Source organism: Planctomicrobium mucosum, from assembly GCF_051466335.1.
In the GTDB taxonomy this organism is placed as follows: Bacteria; Planctomycetota; Planctomycetia; order Planctomycetales; family Planctomycetaceae; genus Planctomicrobium.
The window spans coordinates 781,311-803,925 of the sequence record NZ_CP195793.1; the positions used below are offsets into that span (position 1 = coordinate 781,311).

18 protein-coding genes are annotated in these 22,615 nt (G+C 51.9%); 7 read left to right on the forward strand and 11 right to left on the reverse strand.

What is annotated here, in order from left to right; translation table 11 throughout:
- Positions 1-324 precede the first annotated feature (324 nt).
- Positions 325-1,491 (forward strand): prephenate dehydratase, encoded by a 1,167-nt coding sequence (gene pheA, locus SH668x_RS03280; protein ID WP_437187266.1) that lies wholly within the window; start codon positions 325-327, stop codon positions 1,489-1,491.
- Between the two features lie 124 nt (positions 1,492-1,615).
- On the opposite strand, the gene SH668x_RS03285 is transcribed toward pheA, so the two are convergent.
- The 3 genes from SH668x_RS03285 to SH668x_RS03295 all read right to left on the reverse strand — a co-directional run bounded on the left by SH668x_RS03285 (position 1,616) and on the right by SH668x_RS03295 (position 4,445).
- Entirely contained in the window at positions 1,616-2,422 is an 807-nt protein-coding gene (locus tag SH668x_RS03285; protein WP_437187267.1) for a hypothetical protein, read from the reverse strand.
- 16 nt (positions 2,423-2,438) lie between these two features.
- Complete coding sequence (locus SH668x_RS03290) at positions 2,439-2,963, reverse strand: RNA polymerase sigma factor (protein WP_437187268.1); 525 nt, start codon at positions 2,961-2,963, stop codon at positions 2,439-2,441.
- A 159-nt stretch (positions 2,964-3,122) separates the two neighbouring features.
- Positions 3,123-4,445, reverse strand: a complete 1,323-nt coding sequence (locus SH668x_RS03295) for a homoserine dehydrogenase (protein ID WP_437187269.1) — start codon at positions 4,443-4,445, stop codon at positions 3,123-3,125.
- A gap of 519 nt (positions 4,446-4,964) precedes the next feature.
- On the opposite strand from SH668x_RS03295, the gene SH668x_RS03300 reads away from it, so the two are divergent.
- A complete protein-coding gene (locus tag SH668x_RS03300) occupies positions 4,965-5,816 on the forward strand; it encodes a menaquinone biosynthetic enzyme MqnA/MqnD family protein (protein WP_437187270.1) in 852 nt (283 codons plus the stop codon).
- Positions 5,817-5,932: 116 nt separating this feature from the next.
- Here the strand turns inward: SH668x_RS03300 and SH668x_RS03305 are convergent, their stop codons facing one another.
- Positions 5,933-7,102: a hypothetical protein gene (locus SH668x_RS03305; protein ID WP_437187271.1), complete on the reverse strand. Its 1,170-nt coding sequence runs from the start codon at positions 7,100-7,102 to the stop codon at positions 5,933-5,935.
- Between the two features lie 531 nt (positions 7,103-7,633).
- Between SH668x_RS03305 and eno the strand changes: the two genes are divergently transcribed.
- Both eno and SH668x_RS03315 read left to right on the forward strand, forming a co-directional pair.
- On the forward strand, positions 7,634-8,902 hold the full coding sequence (gene eno / locus SH668x_RS03310) for a phosphopyruvate hydratase (protein WP_437187272.1): 1,269 nt from the start codon (positions 7,634-7,636) through the stop codon (positions 8,900-8,902).
- Positions 8,903-9,083: 181 nt separating this feature from the next.
- The gene (locus SH668x_RS03315) at positions 9,084-9,623 is read left to right on the forward strand and encodes a CinA family protein (RefSeq protein ID WP_437187273.1); all 540 of its coding nucleotides are present in this window, start codon (positions 9,084-9,086) and stop codon (positions 9,621-9,623) included.
- A 10-nt stretch (positions 9,624-9,633) separates the two neighbouring features.
- Here SH668x_RS03315 and SH668x_RS03320 read toward each other — a convergent pair whose 3' ends face one another.
- From SH668x_RS03320 to SH668x_RS03335, 4 genes are all read right to left on the reverse strand, one after another.
- Complete coding sequence (locus tag SH668x_RS03320) at positions 9,634-10,224, reverse strand: flagellar motor protein MotB (protein WP_437187274.1); 591 nt, start codon at positions 10,222-10,224, stop codon at positions 9,634-9,636.
- Positions 10,225-10,395: 171 nt separating this feature from the next.
- Entirely contained in the window at positions 10,396-11,493 is a 1,098-nt protein-coding gene (locus SH668x_RS03325; protein WP_437187275.1) for an esterase/lipase family protein, read from the reverse strand.
- A 144-nt stretch (positions 11,494-11,637) separates the two neighbouring features.
- A complete protein-coding gene (clpX, locus tag SH668x_RS03330; RefSeq protein WP_437187276.1) occupies positions 11,638-12,909 on the reverse strand; it encodes an ATP-dependent Clp protease ATP-binding subunit ClpX in 1,272 nt (423 codons plus the stop codon).
- A 293-nt stretch (positions 12,910-13,202) separates the two neighbouring features.
- Entirely contained in the window at positions 13,203-13,460 is a 258-nt protein-coding gene (locus SH668x_RS03335; protein ID WP_437187277.1) for a hypothetical protein, read from the reverse strand.
- 474 nt (positions 13,461-13,934) lie between these two features.
- Here SH668x_RS03335 and SH668x_RS03340 point away from each other — a divergent pair, with 474 nt between their 5' ends.
- Positions 13,935-14,435: a CBS domain-containing protein gene (locus SH668x_RS03340; protein WP_437187278.1), complete on the forward strand. Its 501-nt coding sequence runs from the start codon at positions 13,935-13,937 to the stop codon at positions 14,433-14,435.
- A gap of 187 nt (positions 14,436-14,622) precedes the next feature.
- Positions 14,623-16,179, forward strand: coding sequence for a HEAT repeat domain-containing protein (locus SH668x_RS03345; RefSeq protein ID WP_437187279.1), 1,557 nt, complete (start codon positions 14,623-14,625; stop codon positions 16,177-16,179).
- 298 nt (positions 16,180-16,477) lie between these two features.
- Here the strand turns inward: SH668x_RS03345 and csrA are convergent, their stop codons facing one another.
- From csrA to SH668x_RS03360, 3 genes are all read right to left on the reverse strand, one after another.
- Positions 16,478-16,684: a carbon storage regulator CsrA gene (csrA, locus tag SH668x_RS03350; RefSeq protein WP_437187280.1), complete on the reverse strand. Its 207-nt coding sequence runs from the start codon at positions 16,682-16,684 to the stop codon at positions 16,478-16,480.
- Positions 16,685-16,981: 297 nt separating this feature from the next.
- Entirely contained in the window at positions 16,982-20,629 is a 3,648-nt protein-coding gene (locus tag SH668x_RS03355) for a family 16 glycoside hydrolase (protein ID WP_437187281.1), read from the reverse strand.
- A 159-nt stretch (positions 20,630-20,788) separates the two neighbouring features.
- A complete protein-coding gene (locus SH668x_RS03360; protein ID WP_437187282.1) occupies positions 20,789-21,169 on the reverse strand; it encodes a hypothetical protein in 381 nt (126 codons plus the stop codon).
- Positions 21,170-21,412: 243 nt separating this feature from the next.
- Here SH668x_RS03360 and SH668x_RS03365 point away from each other — a divergent pair, with 243 nt between their 5' ends.
- Positions 21,413-22,393 (forward strand): ABC transporter permease, encoded by a 981-nt coding sequence (locus SH668x_RS03365; RefSeq protein WP_437187283.1) that lies wholly within the window; start codon positions 21,413-21,415, stop codon positions 22,391-22,393.
- The last annotated feature ends 222 nt before the right edge of the window (positions 22,394-22,615 follow it).

Here is a 22,615-nt window from a genome sequence, read left to right on the forward strand (position 1 = left end):
ACCGGATTGGGCGATGTCAATCAGTAGATTCCGAGTATTCCTGCCTTTTGGATCAACACCTGGCGTTTTGTTGCATTTGTTTATAAGTCTCGTGAAAGAAGTTGCTTACGATGAATATGCACATATTGCGGCACCTGCCCGCTACTTGACAAATGGATACTCCGCAGATAAAAAGCTATTCCAAAGCATTGCAGCGACACGATTTAAGAATGTCACCTGTCAATCTTACGGTTCGGCAAATCGAGCCTGTTCGGGAAGTGTTGAGCTAGAGTTCATGCGCATAGTCGTCGATCCAACAGTTCAATCCGCGAAAGAAGCCGAGTAATGGCCAAGAAAAAGACCACACGTGTCGTCCGAACCGCTGCTCGTGCTGAGCGGAAGTCTGTGCCAGCGACGCCCCCTAAGGTTGTCACCCGGAAAAAGCCAGCGGCGAACCCCGTGGATAAGATCAAGTCGATCGACCGACAGTTGCTGACATTGCTCAACCAGCGAATCAAACTGACGATTGAACAGTTTCAGGCCGCTTCGAATCGGCATGATATTTGGTTCGATCCTGCGATCGAAGCAGATCTTTGGCGAGAACTCGATCAAATCAATGAGGGGCCCCTCTCTCGTGATATTATGCGAGGGATCTTTCGTGAGATGCTGAGCGCGGCTCGCATCCATGTCAAAACGATTCGTGTAGCGTATCTGGGGCCGCAGTTCAGTTTCACTCATCTGGCTGCTATGGAACGATTTGGCCAAACGGCGGATCTGGTTCCAGTCAGTTCAATCGCAGCTGTTTTCGAAGAGGTCAATAAGGGACATGCTGAGTTCGGTGTGGTCCCGATCGAGAACAGCACAGACGGCCGTATTGTTGATACGCTGGATATGTTTACTCGACTTCCTCTTCGGATTTGCGGGGAGGTGCAGATTGCCGTCCATCACAATCTGTTGTCGCGATCTCCTCGCAGCGAAATCACTGAGATTTACAGCAAGCCCCAAGCCTTGTCGCAGTGTCGTGAATGGCTTGCCCGTAACATGCCGCAGGCGAAAATCTATGACGTCACCAGTACATCTACAGCTGCGAAGCTTGCGGAGACGAAGCCTGGCGTTGGCGCCATTGCGAGTCGTGAGGCAGCTGTTCAGTACAATTTGAATATCATTGCCGAGAACATCGAAGATAACGCTCACAATATTACCCGGTTCGCGATTATCGGAGACCACGAGACGAAACCGACTGGAAGCGATCGAACCGCTCTACTTTTGCAGATTCCGCATACGCCCGGGTCGTTGTCTGATGCACTCACTGCGTTCAAGAACAACAAAGTCAATCTGACTTGGATTGAGTCCTTCCCGTTGCGAGGACCGGAAAGCGGATATCTGTTCTTCCTCGACTTTGAAGGGCACACAAATGAGGCTCGCGTGAAGAAGGCGATGCAGGTGCTCGAGAAGAAAGCCGTGCGAATGGAAATCCTCGGGTCCTATCCTCGTAGCGAACCGCTGGTTTAGTCCTGCGTTCTGAATCACGATTCACGCTGCCTTGGCCTCGCACATTGATTGGAGGCCTTCGGCGTGGTTGTGGTGCTTCCCTCGTAGGTTGTTCGCGCGTGGAAGCGATCTCGCGAGAGGCGAACTAGGTGAGACGTCCGAACAGCTCGTTTGCGAGATCGATGACCGAGCCTTTGTGGACGAAGATCAAGTACGTCAATTTACCATCCGCTGATCGCCACTGAAGAATTGGGCGTTGACGCTGCACAACGGGGAATCCGGCGTCTGGCATACCGGTAAAGTTCTGAGTCGGCTGGACTGTTACGATTCCGCCCCATTCTCTCAGGCCGAACTGAAAGACAGCTGCATCCTGAGCCCGGCCTCCGCCAAGATCGACACCACGCGCAGGGGAGAGGTTTAATAAAGCCAACTCATCCTGATAATTTCCGAGATCAAAACTGCCGTCGAACTCGTCCAGGTGCGTCCAGTCTTCCTCTCCGGACTTCAGGAAACGTTTCACCAGAATCTGGGTTGGGCCAGTGAATTCCTGCGAAACGTCGTACTCTGGCCGCATGAAGGAGAGTCCGCAAATCAGGCCGACCATCGCGACCAGACTTGAAGCCCCAATCCAAACTCGCGTTCTGCTGCGAGTGTGTTGTGCTGGCTTTTGTGGTGATGTGTCTGGGAGGGCGTCTTTAGTAGAAAATTCCGCCGCGATCGCGTCAAGAATCTTGTCTTCGAGTTGCGGAGGAACAGGCGACGACATCAGCGAAGAGAACATGCGACGGTCGAAGTGCTGCCACTCTTCGGCTTTCCTCTGGCATTCTGGGCAGCGATCAAGATGTTCGTTCAGATCTTGAAGGATCTGAATATCGCTGGGAGCGGAGGGGGTCGGAACTGCAGGCCCGTCATGCAGGCAATCGAGGTACAGACGGGCGGTCCGGCAGTCCATGCTTTCCTCGATGAGGTCAAAAAGATTTCGGTGATGTGACTGGCTGATCAGTTTCGGACAGTCGTGAACGAAGATTCTCTTTTCCGCGGGCGAGTCGACTCATGACCGTACCCAGCGGGATTTCCAGAATGTCCGCGATTTCTTTGTAACTCAAATTGTCAAAGTAATAGAGCAGAACTGGAGTTCGAAACGTTTCAGGAAGTTCCTGCAGAGCTGCCTGGAGAGCTTCCTCGTCATAATCTTCGGTCCAGCCATTCTCCGACCTGACGTGCCAATTCTCTTCGTCGAATTGGACGTCGTTCTGTTTGACTTTTTGTTTTGATTTCAGAAAGCAGTTTCGAACGATCGTGAATAGCCAAGGCAATGGTCGGCTATTGTCTCGAAGCTGATCCAGTTTCCGACAAACAAGCAGAAATGTTTGCTGCGTCAGATCTTCTGCATCAGTCCGGGATCCGGAGATTCGGTATGCGAACCGATACACGACTTCGTAGTGGTCGTGTATGAGCTTCTTAACGAATTCACGGTCGATCGTTTGATCCATCAGTTTGCTCTCAGAATATTGATCTGACCAAACTCAATTTTATTCCCAGAAAACAACTCGTTTCACCCAGAAATTCGATCGTGACTCAATAATCTTGTCTGAAATCGTGCTCTGGTTGCTGTGATTGACGAAATATTCGAACGAGGTATCCACTGGTCGTCATTTGGTCTCTGCATCCCGAACCGGGAGACAGACCCAAGTCGATTTCATAAATTCGAGTTGATTGAGCGCTTCACGAGCGGCTCGAACCGCGCCTTCTGAGGTCGGATGCGTCATAAAGACAAGCGGGACAATGGAGTAACCGCCGTCTTTTGCTGGCTCGGTCGATGCTTTTTGGATCACCGAGGCGAGGCTGATCCCGTTTCTTCCCAGGATTTCAGCAATTTGCGCGATGACGCGTGGTTTGTCTTCCACGTGAAAACGCATGTAGTACCGACGTTGAATCTCTGCTTCTTTTTGTAACGGAAACGTTTCGTTCTTGTTCCAGAGATTAAGTTGACGGAAGTTAATCGCCGCCCGGCCAACAGCAATGTCGACGAGGTCAGCCACAACTGCGGACGCGGTCGCCATTTGTCCAGCACCCATTGCGGAGAACCAAGCTTTACCGACAGCATCACCGGTCAGTTCAATCATGTTGTAAGGACCGCTCACTTGGGCGAGTGGTTCTTCGTGTCGAATCAGCGTTGGTTGCGTGTGGATTTCAAGGTGACCGGAAATCAGCTTGGCCGTTGCCAGCAATTTCACGGCGTATCCCAGTTCGTCCGCGAACTGAAGGTCCATCAGGCTCAATTCGTCGATTCCCTGAACCGGAAATTCATCTGGGGTCACACGTCGACCGAACGCGAGCTGTGTCAGAATTCCCAGCTTCTGGGCAGCATCCGTTCCTTTGACGTCCATTGTCGGATCAGCTTCAGCGAAACCGAGTCGCTGTGCTTCTGCAACCGCGTCTTCGTAGGAGGTGTTTTCGCGGAACATCTGTGTCAGGATGAAGTTACTGGTCCCGTTGACGATGGCAGCCAGAGATGTGATCTGGTTTCCGGTCATGGCCTGACCGATCGCTGCAATAATCGGGCAGCCCCCAGCGACGGCCGCTTCGAACGAGATGGATCGCCCCATTTTCTGAGCGAGAGCAAACAGTTCGTGCCCGTGTGTGCAGAGCAGAGCTTTGTTTGCAGTGACGACGTCTTTGCCAGCTTCGAGAGCAGCGACCATCAGCTCGCGAGCAGGGGAAATTCCGCCAATGAGTTCCACAACAACATCGATGTCGTCCGCTGTGGCGACGGACATCGCGTCGGCAGTCAGTTCCACTCCGGGGACTGTGATCGTACGTGTCAGGTTGGGGTTGCGAGTTGCAATCCGACGAATTTCAATCGGTCTTCCGGCGCGTTCCTGTGTGCGGGCTACATGCTCCACCAAAATCTTCGCTACGCCGCTGCCAACGGTGCCCAAGCCGATGAGACCGATTCGTAATGGTGCCTTCATACCGTGATACTGCTCTCGTTGGAGTCGTTCGGACTCACAAATTCAATCGAACTGAATGACCGCAAGGTTTGCCATCGTGTCTGAACAGGGGGCCACTCTTGTGGGGCTTCGATCTTACGAAGTCAGAGGGTCGAAGGCTTCCCCGCCACAAAAATTCTAGAGAGTTGTCAGCGATCTTACCTCATCGAAAGGGAGAGGAAACCAATTGAACGGGATTTACCTGTCGGTGATTTTCAGGAACTTTGAACCGGGAGATTCGGTTATCCAATCGCTAGTTGTGCGGTTTTAATCAAGTTGCGAGTTCGAATCCATCAGCGTTGCTGGATTTTGAGTGAGCAATGAGAGCGGCTTTTTTGCCATTCGATGACTGTTCGTAACAGTCGGTAACAGAAGAGTTTTTGTTGTCTTTCCGAGTGCAGGTGCTACGAGAAATCGCAGCATTGCGAGTGGACATTTCACCTCTATAATGGGGTGAGTAGAAACTAAAAGACAATGATCGATCGTCAACGAGCCTCGCACATGGATGTTCACAGCACAAAAATTGGTGCTGTTACCTATCTGAATAGTAAACCACTCGTCGAAGGGCTTGCTCAGTTCTGCACTGACGCAGAGATCGTGATGGATTACCCCAGTCACCTGGCAGTGGGACTGAAAGAGGGGACATTGGATGTCGCCCTGATTCCCTCGGTCGAAGCGTTCTCTGATTCCGATTACGAAATCGTTTCTGATGCCTGCGTCGCGACTCGCGGGCAGGTGTTCAGTGTCAAACTTTACTTTCGCACACCGCCGGGAGAAGTTCGGACACTTGCATTGGATGCCGGGTCACGGACAAGCGCTGCACTCTCCCGGATCATGCTGGAAGAGCGATTTGGCGTTTCACCGGAGATTCAAACTCTTCCTCTCGGCGATTCTATTGAGAACACGACCGCAGACGCTGTGCTCCTGATTGGTGATCGGGCAATGCGTCCGCAGCCAGGTCACTTTCACACTCAATGGGACCTCGGTGAAGAGTGGGTGAATTGGACCGGTTTGCCATTCGTCTTTGCGATGTGGGTCTCTCGAAAAAATGCTCATCTTGGTGAAATCCCTCATCGATTGAATGAAGCCCGTGATTTGGGCTTATACAATCTCAAGTCGGTAGCGGCCCGAGGCGCGGCAGATCTGCAGCTTCCATTGGATATGGTTGAAAACTACTTCACCAAGAATCTGCATTTTGTGCTCGGTCCCCGAGAACGGATGGGCCTCAGGCTGTTTCATGAATTGGCTGCCGCTCACGGGCTTGCGAATTCGGCTCCACTCTCATTTCGCGCAGATGATGAGCCCGCACTTCAGGGGTGCGAACTGTTCGCGAACTGCGTCGAGTCCGTCTGACGATTTGATCGAAATCGGAGAGAGCAGTTAAGAAACCGATCGCTAAAACGAAAAGCTGTTGGGCGTTGATTGCAACATCTCCCAACAGCTTTAATTTTTTGATCAGCGTGAATCAGTTACCAGTAGACGCGGAGACCAATTGTTCCGCCGTTGGCGATCAGCGATCCATCGTTCTTGATCTTGTAAGTCGAATCCCCGGTGATATTTTTGGAGATTCCTTTGACCTGATTTGGACCAAGAGCGATTCCATTCAGGAAGAGGACTTCGTACCCAATCAGCAAGTCGATGTAGTCGGTAATTCCAACTGTGGCTTTCAGTCCCAAATTCCCGGCAAAGGCGGCACTGGCATCGTTTCCACTGAAATAGCGTTGGTACACTGAGTCGTTGATTCCGGTACCCGCGACGGTTTCTCTGACTTGCGCCTTGATGTCGTTACGGTAGATCCCAGCCTTTCCAATCCCTTCCAGGTTGAACCAATCTCCATCGAAGAATCGGTAGGCGAAGAGGAATTGGGCTCCGTTTAAGCTGTTACGGGCGTTTCCGTTCAACTGGTAATTGATCGTCGAATTCGCTGTCGGATCTGTGGGAGCGAGAAATCCGCCAGAACCGGAGAGAAGTTGGGCACCTGTTGCGGTAATTGCAGCATGAGAGAGGCCGCCGTCTTCGCCGCTGACAGGATCAGCAGGATCTAAAGCAGCGTCGAAATCTCCGCTTAGACTCATGACATTTTTGTCGCTGAGTTCGATGTTTCTAAAACCAATTGCCACTCTCCAAGGGCGAGCATACTGGCTGGTTCCGACATTGAATTCGAAATCACGATAGTTCGTTCGTGTTTCAGTCGCATAGCGGGCGTTTTTGAGATATTCCCGCTCCCAGTGTTCGTTGGCTCCGGGGATGAAGCTATTCGCTGCTTCGTTCAAAAAGCTGACCTTCGTGAACTGAATTTCACTTGGGTCAAAACCGGCAGCGCCTTGGTCGAAAAACAGGTCCGATCCGAAAGAGCCAGAGGAGCTCGATTCCCACGGACTGACTTGAGTGAAAATCGCTTCGACTTGGACACGAGCGTTGACCCAGGCACCGCCGAGTCGATAGCCGGGCTCGAAGCTGAAGCTTCCATCGGAATTCTTGACTGAATCTGCACCGTTAATGACGGTCGTCGCGCCGCTGTTATTCCTCGTGAAGCCGACAGCGTCTGCCTCGATGAAAAATTGCGCCTGCGCGATTGATGCGCAGCACCATGAGGTGATGACGGCGAAAGCCAGAGCGAAATTGGATTGAAGGCGCATCCTGTTTCCTTTTCCAACCAACAGCACGTTATCCGGATCGTCTCCGGCCTTCGTCCACGAGAAATCGCAGAAAGTCCGGTTGCGTTCCATGAGCGTGACCGGATCGAAGCCTTGATTTAATCGGTTCGGGCTGTTTGAAAGTTGGGGAAATGCCGCAAATGATGATTGTCCGGTGGCAACTGTTGTGTCTGTGGTTCCGGTTGTTGAAGGTGAGGTGGATGGGGTGTTTAAGTTGGTTTTGAGTGAATGGGTGATGTTTGACGGCAATTTGATCGTGAAATCGCCCTGTTGGTGGTCCTCACGATCACCGAGATTGATCTGAATCAGTTGGCCGAAGCAGATTGAATTTTCAGGAACGCGAACTTGGATCGGTTGGTTCAGCAAGGAGATTACTGATGTACGGCTGATGGCGGTCGTGATGGTTCTGTGATAAAAAACAGCCTGAATCTTCCCTGAGAGAAACGACTAAATCGGTGAGATGAACCGATCAGGCAAGACTTGTTGGTCTTTGAGTGTAAGGAATTAGTACAAATGAGCGATGCAATTCTCGCAGTCCACGGTCGTCAAATTCTGGACAGCCGCGGAAATCCAACTGTGGAAGTCGACGTGGAACTCGAGAGCGGCGCTGTTGGCCGTGCAGCGGTTCCAAGCGGGGCAAGCACTGGTGCCCACGAAGCCTGTGAACTGCGTGACGGCGATAAGGCAAATTATCTCGGCAAGAGCGTTTTGAACGCTGTTGCTAACGTCAACGACGAAATTGATGCACTCCTGTGTGGACAGGACGCTTTCGATCAGACAGCGATCGACTACTCGATGATCGAAGCTGACGGGACACCGAACAAATCCCGTCTCGGTGCAAATGCAATTCTTGCATGCTCAATGGCTGTCGCACGCGCTGCTGCTGCATCAAGCGGCCTGCCACTCTACCGATACCTGGGTGGTGTGGGAGCATACCGCCTGCCAGCACCGATGATGAACATCATCAACGGTGGAGCTCACGCAAACAACGGCATCGACCTGCAAGAGTTCATGGTCATGCCTTTGGGCTTCGACAAGTTCTCGGAAGCTCTCCGCTGCGGAGCGGAAGTGTTTCATGCGTTGAAGAAGGTTCTCCACGACAAGGGAATGAGCACCGCTGTCGGTGACGAAGGTGGATTCGCTCCAGATATCAAGAACAGCGAAGAAGCCATCCAGATCATCCTCACCGCGATCGAAAAAGCTGGCTACACACCAGGTGAGCAAGTTCAGATCGCTTTGGACTGTGCTTCCACAGAGCTCTACGATCCAAAATCGAAGATCTACACTGTCGAAGGAAACAAATTCGACGCGGCTGGAATGGTTGATCTCCTCGCTGGCTGGTGCGAGAAGTACCCAATCTGCTCAATCGAAGACGGATTCTCTGAAGACGACTGGGATGGCTGGAAGCTGTTCACAGATCGCCTCGGTAACGACATCCAGATCGTCGGTGACGATCTGTTCGTGACCAACAGCGAGCGTCTGGCTGAAGGGATCGAGCGAGGTGTTGCGAACAGTATTCTCGTGAAGGTGAACCAGATCGGTTCTCTCACAGAAACCATTCAGGCTGTCGACCTCGCTTACAAGAACGGTTACACCGCAGTGATGAGCCATCGTTCTGGCGAAACCGAAGACACAACAATTGCCGACTTGGCGGTTGCTCTCGGAACCGGTCAGATCAAGACTGGATCAGCCAGCCGAACCGACCGTATCTGTAAGTACAACCAGCTCCTGCGTATCGAAGAGCTTCTCGGCGATGCAGCGATTTTCGGCGGTACAATCTAGTTGATGAATCAAGACGAGAGCGAATCGAAGTGGGTCCTCCGTTAGAACGACGAATTTGTTGTTTGCGGAACGACAATCTTCGGAGAGCTGCTCTCGTTTGATTGATGCGATGATTTGTGAAAAATGAGATGCGAGGTGCTGTGAAGCGCCTCGCATTTTTTGTTGCCATGAGGGGAATTGGATGAGCAGCTTTGAGTCACAGTTGTTTGAGTTGGCGAGGCATGTGGTCGGGGGACTCGAACGTCGTCAGCTTCGACTGGTGCTCACTGAGAGTTGCACCGGGGGTGTGCTGTCGATGGCAATGACAGATGTCCCTGGAATTTCGGATTTCTATTGTGGATCCGCAGTGACTTACCGCAATGAAACGAAAGCCGAGTGGCTGGGCGTCTCTCGAAGCGATCTCGCGGACCCTCTGATTGGAGCAGTCAGTGCTCAAGTCGCAGAGCAAATGTGTTTGGGAGCCTTGGCGAAGACTCCTGAAGCGGGTATCGCAGCAAGTGTGACGGGACATCTCGGCCCGAACTCCCCGGAAGGATGGGATGGGGTATTCTTTGTGGGCATCGCGTTTCGACAAGATGATCGCAGGAGAGTCGTGAAATGCCAGGTCACTGACAGTGAAGCTCCAACAGCGACTCTTCGTCGAACTCGACAGCGAGAGGCGGGAGTCAGAGTGCTCCAGCTGCTCTTGGAAGAATTGTCCGCTCCCTCGGCAGACATGTGAGCTCTAGACCCTACGGTCCTTTGCTCCGCTCGATCGTTTCCTCTGCGATTGATTCCCAGTCAACTTGATTAAGCAGCGTTTGCATCATGTCCAGCAAAACCGGCTCGTTGACTGACTGGTTGGCAATCTTCAGCATCTCCTGTTTCATTTTGTGGCCGAGCAATCGTCTTGCTGCCACGCCGATCTCCTGAGTGCCGTCCTGAACCGCCGGAAGCTTTTTCGCCTCGGCAATTTGTTCTGAAGCCTCCGCTGCCCAGACTTGATATCTGGAAGGCTCCTCAAGGAGCCATTCCGCGACCACAATCGTCGGTTCTTCGCCCTTATACGGTTCCTTCAGCATCCCGATACTTCGACCAGCAGTTCGGTGTGTCTGACCTGGAACTGATCCGTGGACTTCTGAGTAAAACAATCCACCCGATGTCTTGTGGCGGGCTGTTTCGCCAAGCACATTCACTCCGATCGGCCCTTGGAAATAGTGCGCGATCGATTCTTTGACTTTCTGGTCTTGAGAGACGAGCCACATCACCAGAAAGAACGCCATCATCGCGGTGACAAAGTCAGCGTAGGCAACCTTCCATGCTCCACCTCCTTTGCCAGCCATGTTTCATCCTTGAGAAAATGCGGGTCCACGAACGACCGAGGGCGGTCTGATTAGAAGCGAGAAAATAGCACTTGTGCCGCAATCGACCTACCCCAAAAAAAGCGGGGTGAGCGAGGAGAAGAGGGCGATGCCTCAGCGAGGCGGTGTCGTGAACACAGGCTCAATCGCGGTTCACTCAGAGGTTTGACCCTCTGTTGCCGTGTCCGGGAGAAAGATCTTTTCTGGAAGGGGAGCAACTGCTGGAGCGTTCACAGAGACCGTTTTCCGGATCGGAACCTTCTCGCCGCTGTCTCGAAACGCCCCGGATTCCAGGAACCGTACCGTGGCAGCTATGACATCTTTATTCCACATCATCGATGAATGCAGGCAGGGAATCTCGATGGAATCGCTGGCTCCTGCCAGACGACTCGATTCCAACGAGACAGTTCCATCATCTTCACCGGGGATGAGTGGGTTCCACCCGTCCGGGTTTCCACGAATCCCTGACACGGTTCCGAACTCAAAATCCGGCACCGGTAGTTTCGAGATAAAGCCAGTCGCGTCCTCAACAAGTTGTTGCCCAGCGGGCCCGAAACCGAATTGAAAGAGCCAGTTATCCTTCATCAGGTTTGCCATTTTTGCGCCGTGATTGGGAACTCCCATCATCACGAGTCGACGAAAACGCGGGTCGCGGTTTGCTCCTGCTTCCTGCAAATAAGTTCGAACAAGCAGTCCTCCCATGCTATGGACGACGAGATCAATTTGTTCGACTCCATTCAGCGACGAGATCGTTTCTTTGAAGTAGTGGGCGCACTGAGAGAGGGAAACCCGAGTGCTGGGATAGTCGAATCCCACGACCAGATGCCCTTGTGCAACGAGTTTCGTTTTGAGTGTTTCGAAGGATTTGGAAGAGCGGATGATCCCGTGGATCACGATGACGACTCGACCCGACATCGGAGCAAGTTGCTGATCGGTTTTAATCTTTTCGAGTGCCGCTTCGCATTCTGGGCGAGTTCCCCATGCCTGCCGAATATCGTTTCCATCGATCAACCGGTAGTGGTCGGTCAGGACGTTGTGCTGAATTCTGTATCCACGAAAGAAGTGGACATCGCCCCAAAATTGTCGTCCCCCCAGAGTAGGAGTTTCGATGTTGAAGTGAGGAATACTGAACGCCACGTCTGCCTGCCCTTCTTTTGCCGAGGCTGGTTGCGACGGATCTGAATATCCACGGGCGACTTGATACTGCAGGATCAGCAGCGCCATTCCAATGAGAACATGCCTGCCACGCATCGACTTCTCCCCTTTGGCTACATGAATGCGAGCTGATTCTAATCTCGCCGAAGACCACCGGGGATGTCAATTTGAAAAGTACAAAAGAGAAGCCCCCGGTCAGAACCGGGGGCTTTGTTCAATAAATTGACTCGAACACCTCAATCAGGCTGCAGCGGATTCATCCCGAGCGAACAGGCTCACCTCACCGCGAACAACTTCCGGGGTGATCAGATAATGACGACCCTTCTCCTGATCAGGGAGTTCGAACATGATGTCGAACATCACAGCTTCGATCACACTTCGTAGACCACGGGCACCTGTGTCTTTCGCACGTGCGATCTTGGCGATTTCGCGAAGGGCTTGTGGCTGGAACTCCAGACCGGCTCCTTCGACCTCGAACAGCTTGGTGTATTGCTGCACCAGAGAGTTCTTCGGTTCCGTGAGAACGTGCATCAACTCGTCTTCGTTGAGAGTCTGCAGCGTGCTCAGAACAGGAAGTCGCCCAAGCAACTCAGGAATCAAGCCGAATTCGAGAATGTCTTCCACGTTCACATGACGCAGGAGTTCTCGACGTTGCTCTTCTTCATTCCTCGCATCCTGTCCGAATCCGATCATCTTACGACCGAGTCGTTTTGCAACGATGTTCTCAAGTCCGACGAACGTTCCTCCACAGATGAAGAGGATGTTTGATGTATCGACCTGGATGTATTGCTGCTCTGGGTGCTTTCGACCACCTTGAGGGGGAACGTTCGAAACCGTTCCTTCCAGCATCTTCAGCAGCGATTGCTGAACGCCTTCACCGGAAACATCCCGAGTGATGGAGACGTTCTGGCTTGTCTTCCCGATCTTGTCGATCTCGTCGATGAAGATGATTCCGCGTTGAGCAGATTCAATTTCGAAATCGGCGGAGTGCAGCAGCTTCAGCAGCAGGTTCTCAACGTCTTCACCGACGTAACCCGCTTCTGTCAGTGTTGTCGCGTCGCCGATCGCAAATGGAACTTGCAGGAACTTGGCAATCGTACGAGCCAACAGGGTCTTTCCGGAGCCAGTCGGCCCGATGAAAAGAATGTTTGATTTCTCGATTTCGACTTCGTTGTCAGCGTCCTGCGAAAGCATCAGTCGCTTGTAATGGTTGTGGACAGCCACGGCCATTGTTTTCTTGGCGTGGTTCTGGCCAATAATGAAGTTGTTCAGATGGGCGACGATCTCGCGAGGAGTCGGAACCTTCTGGAACAGCTTTTTGCTTTCGCCACGACGGCGTCGATCCTGATCCAGAATTGATTGGCACAGGTCGATGCATTCGCCGCAGATATACACATCACTGGGACCTTCTACGAGCGGACCGACATCTCGGTAGCTTTTGCCGCAGAATGAACAGTTTGCGTTTTTCTTCCCAGTGCCTTTGCGGCCCGAGGTGAATTCTTTGGAGGTCATTTCGAACCCTTCAACGCTGACGTACGAGATCGTGCTCGAACGAGTACTGGCACCGCGGCCCCCTCCATGTTTCGGCAACGGAAAATTAACTCTGAGATCGTCATCATGAACGAATACAACAAGTCTCTACCACTTTCGTTCTTAGCCCGAAATGCCAGCTGAAGATGCCGTGTGTTTTGCTAAGACCCCACGACTTGATAAGCATCGCTGAGTAACATTCTGATCAGCGGGCTTCCGTTCATTCTTCACTCAGGAACAAGTCATTCGAACCAGCAATTTTGGCCTGTTTCGACTTACCGTCCACTTCGATCTGAAATCTGACCCTTGATGGATCGGAATTCTTGATCGGAGAGGACACCTTGGCGATTCAATTCTTCCATTTGCTGAAGGATTTCTTTGCTCCCGTCGGCACTACCATCACCATCGCGATACCAAACGCGAATCCATCGAATGATGATGAGCATGATCACGATCGCAAGTCCCAGGCCAATCAAGTAAAATGTTGTGGACCCCAGAGAATTCTCTACCGGAACGATGTTCTGTCTTGCCATTGCTTTGCTCGCTAAGTCTGGATACCGGCATTATCTGCTGGAAGTTCACTGAGAACAAGATCGGTCATTCAAAATCCGGCAATATCGGCCTCTTGCCCAGCGCTGACGCCTCGTCGAGGAATGCAGTTTTTTCAAGCAGCATTTACTAATTCACAATCAATCGATGGTCACCCGATGATCGGCCGATTCTGCTGCTCTTTACCGCAATTTACCCGTCGAAATTATTGCGGATCGCCTGTTGATAAAAACGGACTTTGATGCTCTTCCTCTTTCACGTCGCTGTTTGAAGCAGGCGCTCGCAATTGATGCAGTACAACGCCCGATTCTGCCGATGGCAATCAGACCGCATGAGCTAGGTCAGTACTTAAAGCGTCGTCGGGGCGCGATACATTGACTTGGTGCAATGTCGGCGAATTGAAATGAATCTTGAGAATTGAATTAGGAATTTAATTCCTAGATTAGGGACGTATAGTAATGTCGATGTCAGTCAGCGATGTAGCTCTCAGAACGCCGGTCACCGCAACACCGGAGCAATTAATCTGTGAAGTCGAGAGATTGTTGATCGATAGTCTGGCCAGCGAAGTCTACGTCATCGACCAAGCAGAGAATCTGCTCGGCATCGTCAGTGACGATGCCTTTCTTCAATACCATATGCTGGGCGGAGATGGACAAGGCCGAATCGCGACGCTCATGTCTCCGGTCGCTCACTCGCTTCCTTTAAATGCGAGTCTGGAAGATGCTGCAAGGCTGCTGCGGGATCCCTTGAGTTCAAGTATCCCCATCCTTCATGAGCAGCGTCTGATTGGCCAAATCTGCCGATCCAATCTCCTTCGAATTATCCTGGATCATGGTTACGAGTTGGCTGAAGCTCCATTAACCGCAGACGTGCATCACATCCCACATCCCAAACTCAATTATGGGGTTCCGCCCGCTCAACGGACAGCACGATTAATTTCTAAGCTCTCATTCCAATGAGTGAGATGAGGTTTTTCGGCGATTCTATAGAGGGGATCTGAATTTCAAACCGATAAAAACCTTGAGACCAGACTAACAGGAACAGAGAAGATCGATTCGCAACGGCGTGCTCAGGTGAATTCTCTTAGGTGATATGAATCAATCTTGAAAGCCCGGGGGGGCTTTGCAGGGAGCAAGGACGCTTCAGATGATTAAATACTCTTTATTGGTCGCTCCGTTGCTGATGATTTCTGTCAGCGGGTGTGCAACTCCCAGAATGATGGGATCGACTTCCGCCCAGGAGCAGCGTGCAGCACGCAACAATCGGTTGCTCAGCGTCGCTGAGGAATATGAAGCGCAGGGGAATCCCGAGGCTGCGATGCGAGTGTATGAGCACGTGCTCGCCCAGAACCCAAATTTTGTCGAAGCGGAACAGCGACGGGATCTGCTTGCTTCGCAGGGAGTGAAAGCCTCTCCAAAACGAGGTCATGAGCAGACGTCCCCCCAAAACGCGGCGGCCAGTCAGCAACTCTATGCGTCTAAGAGCAAGGTGAAATCACAGTCTCAGAATACAGAGCCGAGCTCGGCGACCGAGATTCATCGGAAGAATGCCGAGCTACTTGCGATGATCGCAGCCCAGAAGTCTGAAAAGACTCCTGTTGTGGTCGAACCGAATGGTGCTCGAGATCAAAACCTTGTTCCGACTCCTGTGGAGCAGGAACTCCAGATCGCTAAAAATAACGTTCGTGCGAAGCAGATCAAAGATCAGCTTCTCCGGGAAACTGAAGTCGTAGCCGATCAAGGCTGGAAGACCACTACTTCAAGCACTGGCTTCACTGTTGCCCCAACAGAAGAACAGCAACCTGTCGCTGTGATACTCGACTCGAATATTGACGAGCTGAAAAGCAATTGGAACATCGTCAACGTCGATTCTGCCAAATCGCCGAAGATTGAAGACTCTAGCCTCTGGGCCACGACTGATCACACCCGAGACTTCCCAAGTCAACCAATTGAACAAGTCTCGGCGAATAACTGGAACCAGACACGTCTGGCGGCACTCTGTGAAGATCTGCCTGGATCACTCGTTTCAGTTGTGAATCGTCTCGAAAGCAGCGACAGTGCGACACGAGTGATCGCGTTGACTGAGCTGAGCGAAATGAAAGAGGCTGCCAAGCCAGCGGCTGTTGCTGTGTATGCTCTCATGGGTGACGCAGATCCTGTCGTCGCTGTCTACGCAGCGGGTGCCCTCCGAGACATCACTGGCGATGCCTGGTCTTCAGTCCATACTTTGAACCGTTTACTGGAAAGCGATCGTCCCGGAGTTGCTCAGCTTGCATCTTACATGCTGGGGCAAATGGGACCTGAAGCGATGGATGCGGTTCCTGTTTTGACACAAATCAGAGACCAGTCCTCAGGACTTTCGGGGCTTTATGCGGCTGAAGCATTGACGCACATTACGCCTGATGATGAGCGATCAATTACCAAGCTGAAAGAAGCTCTGCATAGTACCGACCGTGAGCTCAGATGGTTCTCAGCGGTCTCTCTTGGAACAATTGAAGGAGCGGGAGAGGTTCAGGCAGCAGAAGCCTTGAAGCTGGCACTCGCCGATTCCGAAGAAGACGTTCGAGTCGCTGCCTGCCTCAGTTTGGGAGGTCTCGGGAAAAATGCTGTTCTCGCGATTCCGGAGCTTGAAAAGGCTGCTCAGTCAGATCGACCAGAGGTTCAGGTTGCAGCCCAAACTGCACTCGCCTGTCTGAAAGGTTAGAGCGATTCTCAGGAAGGATCGGCTTTCCGACGACAATTCCCTCATATTGGGATGTGTTTTACCTCCACCCACTGCGAGTCACTCAGCAGGGGTAGGGAAGTCACCAGTTGCGGGAACCAATACCTGCTCCCGTTCGATCTCGAAGATTAAGCCGCGTGTCAAATCGCGGCTTTTTTTATTGTGTGTGCAGTGCTCTCCAAGTGGTCAACGCCGCAATTCACTCGTCAGAACAATACTTGACGAGGCAGCGGTGCCAACAATTGGATTGCAAGGGCGACGACCGAACCGGCGGCGGATGTTATTCCGTAGCTACGATTTTCGTCGCTTCTGTCGGCTGATCTCGATCTTTGATGATCGCCTGATAGATCTCTTCGCGATGGATGCTCACGTGCTTTGGAGCATCAATCCCAAGTCGGACTTTGTCTCCCTGAATCGAAACGACCATCAATGTGATCGAGTCTCCGATGATGATCTTCTCGTCCTGTTTTCGGCTCAGTACCAGCATGACTTCCATTCCCCAGTTACAAGCTTTCGATCATCCTTCCTTTTTTGGTTGGATGGATCTGTAACTCTAGCTCTGTTGGCGATGTCAAGCTTCAATCAACCGAATTCAATTTGGCATCTGTGGGTAAGAGATTTGGATTCTTCTGTTTGTGGTGCGTCCTCCGGATTGGAGTGATTATATTGCCGGGCCATCTCCCGGTTGTGGTAGAGTCTACCCGGGAGGCCGATCAAGCGACGCTTCTCTAATTCCTTGTGTGGTTTAGGGCGACTATTGGAGCCCGCTTGTAGCGGCCCGTAATTACCATCGAATCGATTCTGTGAATTCGATCGATTTTGTGTCTTTTATGTCGAGGGGCACGATCAACTCTTGTTTCCCCTCGGATTCGCGGATGAATGCTTCCCCACCACCTCGGATTTCAACAACAAATCGGTCGTCTACTCGATAGCCGTTCCCGATCGGGACGATGGCATCTCCCACGGCGGCTCGGAAATAGAGGTCAGTCAGCGGTTCAGCGACCAGCACTTTCAGGTGTCGATCAAAGACCCCTTCCTGCTCGTTTACAGGAACCGGCTCAGGAAAATCTGTCACGGTCCCGAACGGGGCACGATACCGAAATATTGGCTGTCCTTTTGAGTTCAGTTGATATCCCTCGAACTGATAGCCGGGTTCCGTACGGGGATCGGTTTGAGGCCAAGGAGCGTCCCGAGAGGCTAATACGGCCAGAGGCATTGAAGAATCCAGAGCGACGACATGATCCCCGAGTGGTCGCTGATTTCCAGCCCCGCGACCCACCCAGTGCTTCGATGCATCGATGAATCGCCCGTGCCAGAGCCACCCCATTGAGAATTTACCGGCATCCCAAATCAGATGCGCTTTCTCGGGATATCCCACGGCAATTCCGCGAGGGGAGGTCCCTTCAAAGAAATTACGGTAGAGAATCGGCTCGGTTTGAGGAATCAGTTCGATTGCACCTGCTTCCAGTCCATCTGGAATTCCAGCGAGTTCTCCATCCTCAAGATACTCCCAGATCGATGCGATCTGCTTGTCGGGATCTCCGTCAAAGACATCTTTAACAACGGCATGACCATCTGGAAATCCGGTTGGCATCCGGGTTCCGGGGCGATAGTCAGTTGGTTTGAAGAGATACCTTCGGAACCAGTCTTCTCTGATCCGATCGGTCATGTTTGTCACTGAGACCGCCTGAATGCCTGTTGCGGGCTTGTCTGCGAAGTTATGGCACTTGATGCAGGCCAACCCTCCATTGCCGACCAATTGCCGCCCGAAGGCCTTCACACGTTGTGGATTCTCGGCGAACTCGACAGCAGGCGCCTGTTCAGGGCGATCCAGATTGATCAGGTTGGAAACGAATCCTCCCAGGTTCTCGCTGCGGAAGCCGGGCATCCGGGTGGTCATATAAGGACGATTGTCCGCCCCTTGGTCGATGACCTGCTTGAGATAGTCATCCTGCAATTTGTCTCCCACACCGGTCAATAGAGGAGGCAACCGACCCTCATCTCCCATCTCCATTTCGTGAGTTTTGAAAAAGTGATTTCTGGCAGACTCCGGGCCACCGATTTCGTCTCGGACATGACATGCCAGGCAGTTGAATGCGGTGAGTGTTCGGGAGACTTGAGCACGAGGGTCTGAATTCGAACCACTTTCACGGTTCTCAAGCTGCGCGGTGAGATCGCGGATTTGTTGGGGCGATAGATCGTAAACCGGACTTGTTTTCGCTCGGTCTCCTGTCTCAGCCTGATTTGCGAGGCAACCCGAATCGGTTCGCAGGTCTTTCAAGGATTTTGCAATCAATTTCGACTTGAGGACAGCCTGATTTTCCTTGAGTTCATGGCAGTTCGCACAGCCGAGAGAGAGAAACAGTTCACGCCCTTGCTCCACAAGCTCCGGGCGATGCTGGAATTGGGTGATTTTTGGGCTGGTCGGTTCACTGGAGTCTGTTTTCACCGGTTCAAGTTGGAGTAGAGGCCCGAGATCGACTGTTGGCCGACCATCGAGCTTCATCTCGACGATCAGTTCTTCTCCACCGGCCAATTCGAAATAATCGACTCGAACGTGGTGATAGGGTTGGTCTTTGAGTTTGATTCGGTTGTGTTGCATGTAGACGGGATGCACACCGTCCACTTCGACAACCAACTCACCATCGATGTACAGTTTCGATCCGTCGTCTGATCCGAGCCCGAATTCCACCTCGGAGTCTGTTTCCGGATGCGGGAGAAATCCTTCAAACCGCATGGCGAAATGGTCAGACCGTCCGGATCGGCCGATATCGAATCCGAAGCATTCTCCCACTTCACTGGGCTTCAATGCATCGAAGTTTGGCAGGCTGTCCCAGGATCCGAAATGAACCTGAAACTTGAGATTTGGAGTATAGTTCTGCAGCTTGTCTCGCAGCAGATAGCTTGCGATTTCTTCCGCTTCTTCGTTTTTGAAGCGAAACGCTGGCATCCGTCCTGAAGGACGAATCAGATGGGGCGATTTCAGAAACTCCGTCAGTGAGTTGAGTTCGTATTTCTCGTCCAGTTTCACGAGAGGAATTGATGTCGATTCTGGGGCCGCTTCACCGTTCATTGGAGCGTGACAGGCCACGCATCCAATGGAATGAAACAATCCCTCTCCTTTGGAAATCTTCTTGAGGTTGGGCGCATGATCTTTGAAATCGCCTTGTGTTCCCAAAAAACTCACAAGCGCCTCGGCAGCCTGATCTCGATCTTCAGAAGTCAAACCTGCGAGCAAATCAGGCATGGTTGTCCCGGGTTTGAACGCGTGCGGATCCTTCAGAAACTGCAGCATCCACTCAGCTTGGATTCGCTTGGAAACCCCTGTGAGAATTGGCGCCTGCTTCAACAGCAGTTGTGAGGCGAGTGCATCTTCGGCATTGTGGCACTTCGCGCATCCGAGTTCTCCAAGGAGAACAATTCCTCCTTCGGCTGGATTCTCACCAGTACTCAGGAACCGTTCCCAGCCGGGAATTCGTGGCCGCCGCGCTTCCTTGTCAGCATCGCGCTTGACCACCCAGATGTTGCGATAGGAAACAGGATTTCCATGATCTTGCAAGTAAATTGGTCCCGGTTCCGGACCTTCGTTGCGAGGGGCAGCCACCGTGACGTGTGGGACGGACTTGTCCTGCTGAACCACCACTCCGTTCAATCGCACAGTCATTCGAGCGTCAGCGGTTTTCTCTCCCTTCTCATTGAAGCGAGCCGCAGTAAAGTCGACGTCATATGTCTGCCAGGCAAGAGGAGGGAAGCAGAGATTCTGATCTGGAGCGGAGACTGAGTAGATGGCCCCAGTTTCGTTATTCTCTCCCTTCATTCCGAATGAATCGAGAACTTGGGTTTCATACCGCCCCTGATGATAGACGCCACTATTGCCGCGTCCTTGTCCACGAGCAGTCGGCACGAACGACGTTCGAAACTCAATATGGATCTGATAATCTTGAAACAGATCTGTTGAGGAGGTCCCGCCGCTGAGGAAACCGTCTGGATTGAGTTTGGCTTCGGCGTTCCAGTGTTCTCGTACTGAATTTTCCGTTCCATCAAAGAGGACAATTGCTCCCGCTGGAGGGGCTTGCCCCAGCGTGGGGCTCTTTCGATCAACTCGTTTGAAGTTGCCATTCGCGAGTATTTCCCGAACACTCTCGGTCTCTTCTTCGTCGAGAATCTGGGGGGCGACTTGATTCCAACCCGCGCCCGGAAGGCCGCCGAGGTATTGAACAACTTGAAACTGGCCATTCCCCAGAGCGACGACCTGAATCCCTTTCTTCTCGGGAGCATCATGAGCGGTGACGTATTCGCCTTGAATCAGGAAGTCGGGATTCTTGATCGCACTTTCAGGGGTTTCGAATACGCCCGGTTCATCCGCCTGAAGTTGTGTCATCGAGATCAACAGCAACGCCAGCACGGATAGCTTGATTCTGTTCGCTCTCATCCAGTAGCCCTTTTGTCAGCAATCATATCAACGCGTGTTAATCCTCGCTGAATTTAGAGAATCGAGCAGCTTTCTTCACCCTTTGTGACACTTAAAAAGCGAATTGATTTCTTGAAATTTTCAAAACGTTTGCTCGACAGATCGGCAAGTTCCAGATTTTCACTCCAAATCGATCGATTGAATGTCATCAATAGAAATTGGTGACGAGATCTCCCCGCCCGCTTGAACGACGAACAGTTCGCCGGCGATTGATTTTCTTGCGTCTGGGTAGCCTGTCACCACGCGGCCATCTCGTCTCAAAACTCGCACTGAACGCGTTTCGCTGATTGTCGTCAGCCCCGTCTCCACCAGCACCGGGAATCGCCCCCAAGCCCAGAGCCAGAGTGTCATTTCCGGTGCTGGACGGCCAGCCAGATCTGTCCATTCGGTCTCCGCTTGGAGCAGGTCTTGTCGAATCGCCTGATGGCACCACGGGATTAACACCGTTTCAATCCAATCTCTGCGAGAGGCAACAAGATCGGAAAATCGGAGGAGTGGCATTTGAAGTGCTCAGTTAAAGGAAAATTCACAATCGACGTGTCTATGTGCTGCAATCGGAAATGTGGATCGCGATTTGAGCGATTCAATTGAAAGTGATCCAGCTTCTCAGCGGAAATCTCGATCCGAATACGTTGAAAGAGACGCTGTACCATTGCCGGATGTCCTCATTTTTCATTAAATGAAACCTCATTTATTTTTGATTGCCGATTTTTCATTGTCGATAATTGCGGAGATGAGCCAGACATGGGTGGAATGTCATTGCTATTGGCCCAGGCTGCTGACGAAACGATTCGACTCCCCTACGAAGCACTTGCGATTGCTTGGCCGATCTTCATCGTGGCAATCCTGGCGATGAACTACGCGACTCAATCGGGGATCATCGCAAGGGCTACAACGAAAGAAGCGATTCGCCAGCCCGTCTTTATCCTGATGACAATCCTCGGGTTAGGGATCATTGTCATGAACGTCTGGGTTCCGTTTTTCTCGATGGGCGACGACACCAAGATGTACATCGACTGCGGTCTGGCGACAGTACTGATTTGTTCGCTGATTCACGTCGTCTGGACAGCCAGTATGAGCGTGGCTGAGGAAATCGAGGGGAAGACGGCAATGACGCTGCTCTCGAAGCCGATTAATCGCCGCCAGTTTGTGTTCGGCAAGTATCTTGGCGTTTTCCAGTCCGCCCTGATCATGATTGCCATCATCGGCGTCGTCTTTTTCTTTTTGACCTACTACAAGTTCCATTACGATCTGAAAGAAGCCTCAAAGGAACAGTCCGCTCTCTACTTTATGCGAGATGTGCCCTTCCTGCCATTTGACGTTCCAGCGTTGAACCGAACTTACTTCAATGAGGCGCGGAAGATCATTCCGGGGCTGACGTTGATTGCAATGGAAGTTGCAGTGATGACGGCGGTGAGCGTGGCGATTTCGACGCGAGTTCCAATGCTCGTCAACATGAGCACCTGCTTGGCAGTCTTTGTGATCGGACATCTCACCCCGATATTGGTTGCGTCCGATGTGCAGAATGTCTTCGTAAAGTTTATCGCTCAGCTTTTGGCGACGATCCTGCCGGGATTCGATCATTTCAACATGTCGGCAGCGATTTCGACCGGAAAGAATATTCCACCTGAGTATTTAGGGATGGCTGGGCTGTATTGCCTTGCCTATGTCACAGCCATGATCATGGTTGGATTCCTGTTGTTCGAAGATCGCGACCTAGCTTGATCGACTCGCGATTGCAGACGGAATATTTCTCAATTTGAAGCCCAGTTTCCCGCGATGTTCATTCACGGAGACTGGGTAAGAAGATTCTCCCAACCGGAAATTTCATTACCGAGAGATTTCCAACCTCGGTAGAATCGAATGAAAGTAGAGAAGTGGCCTAGCGTTACGAAATGGAATTGTTTGTGATGGAGCGGAATTGAATCGAACTACGTTCTTTCGTGG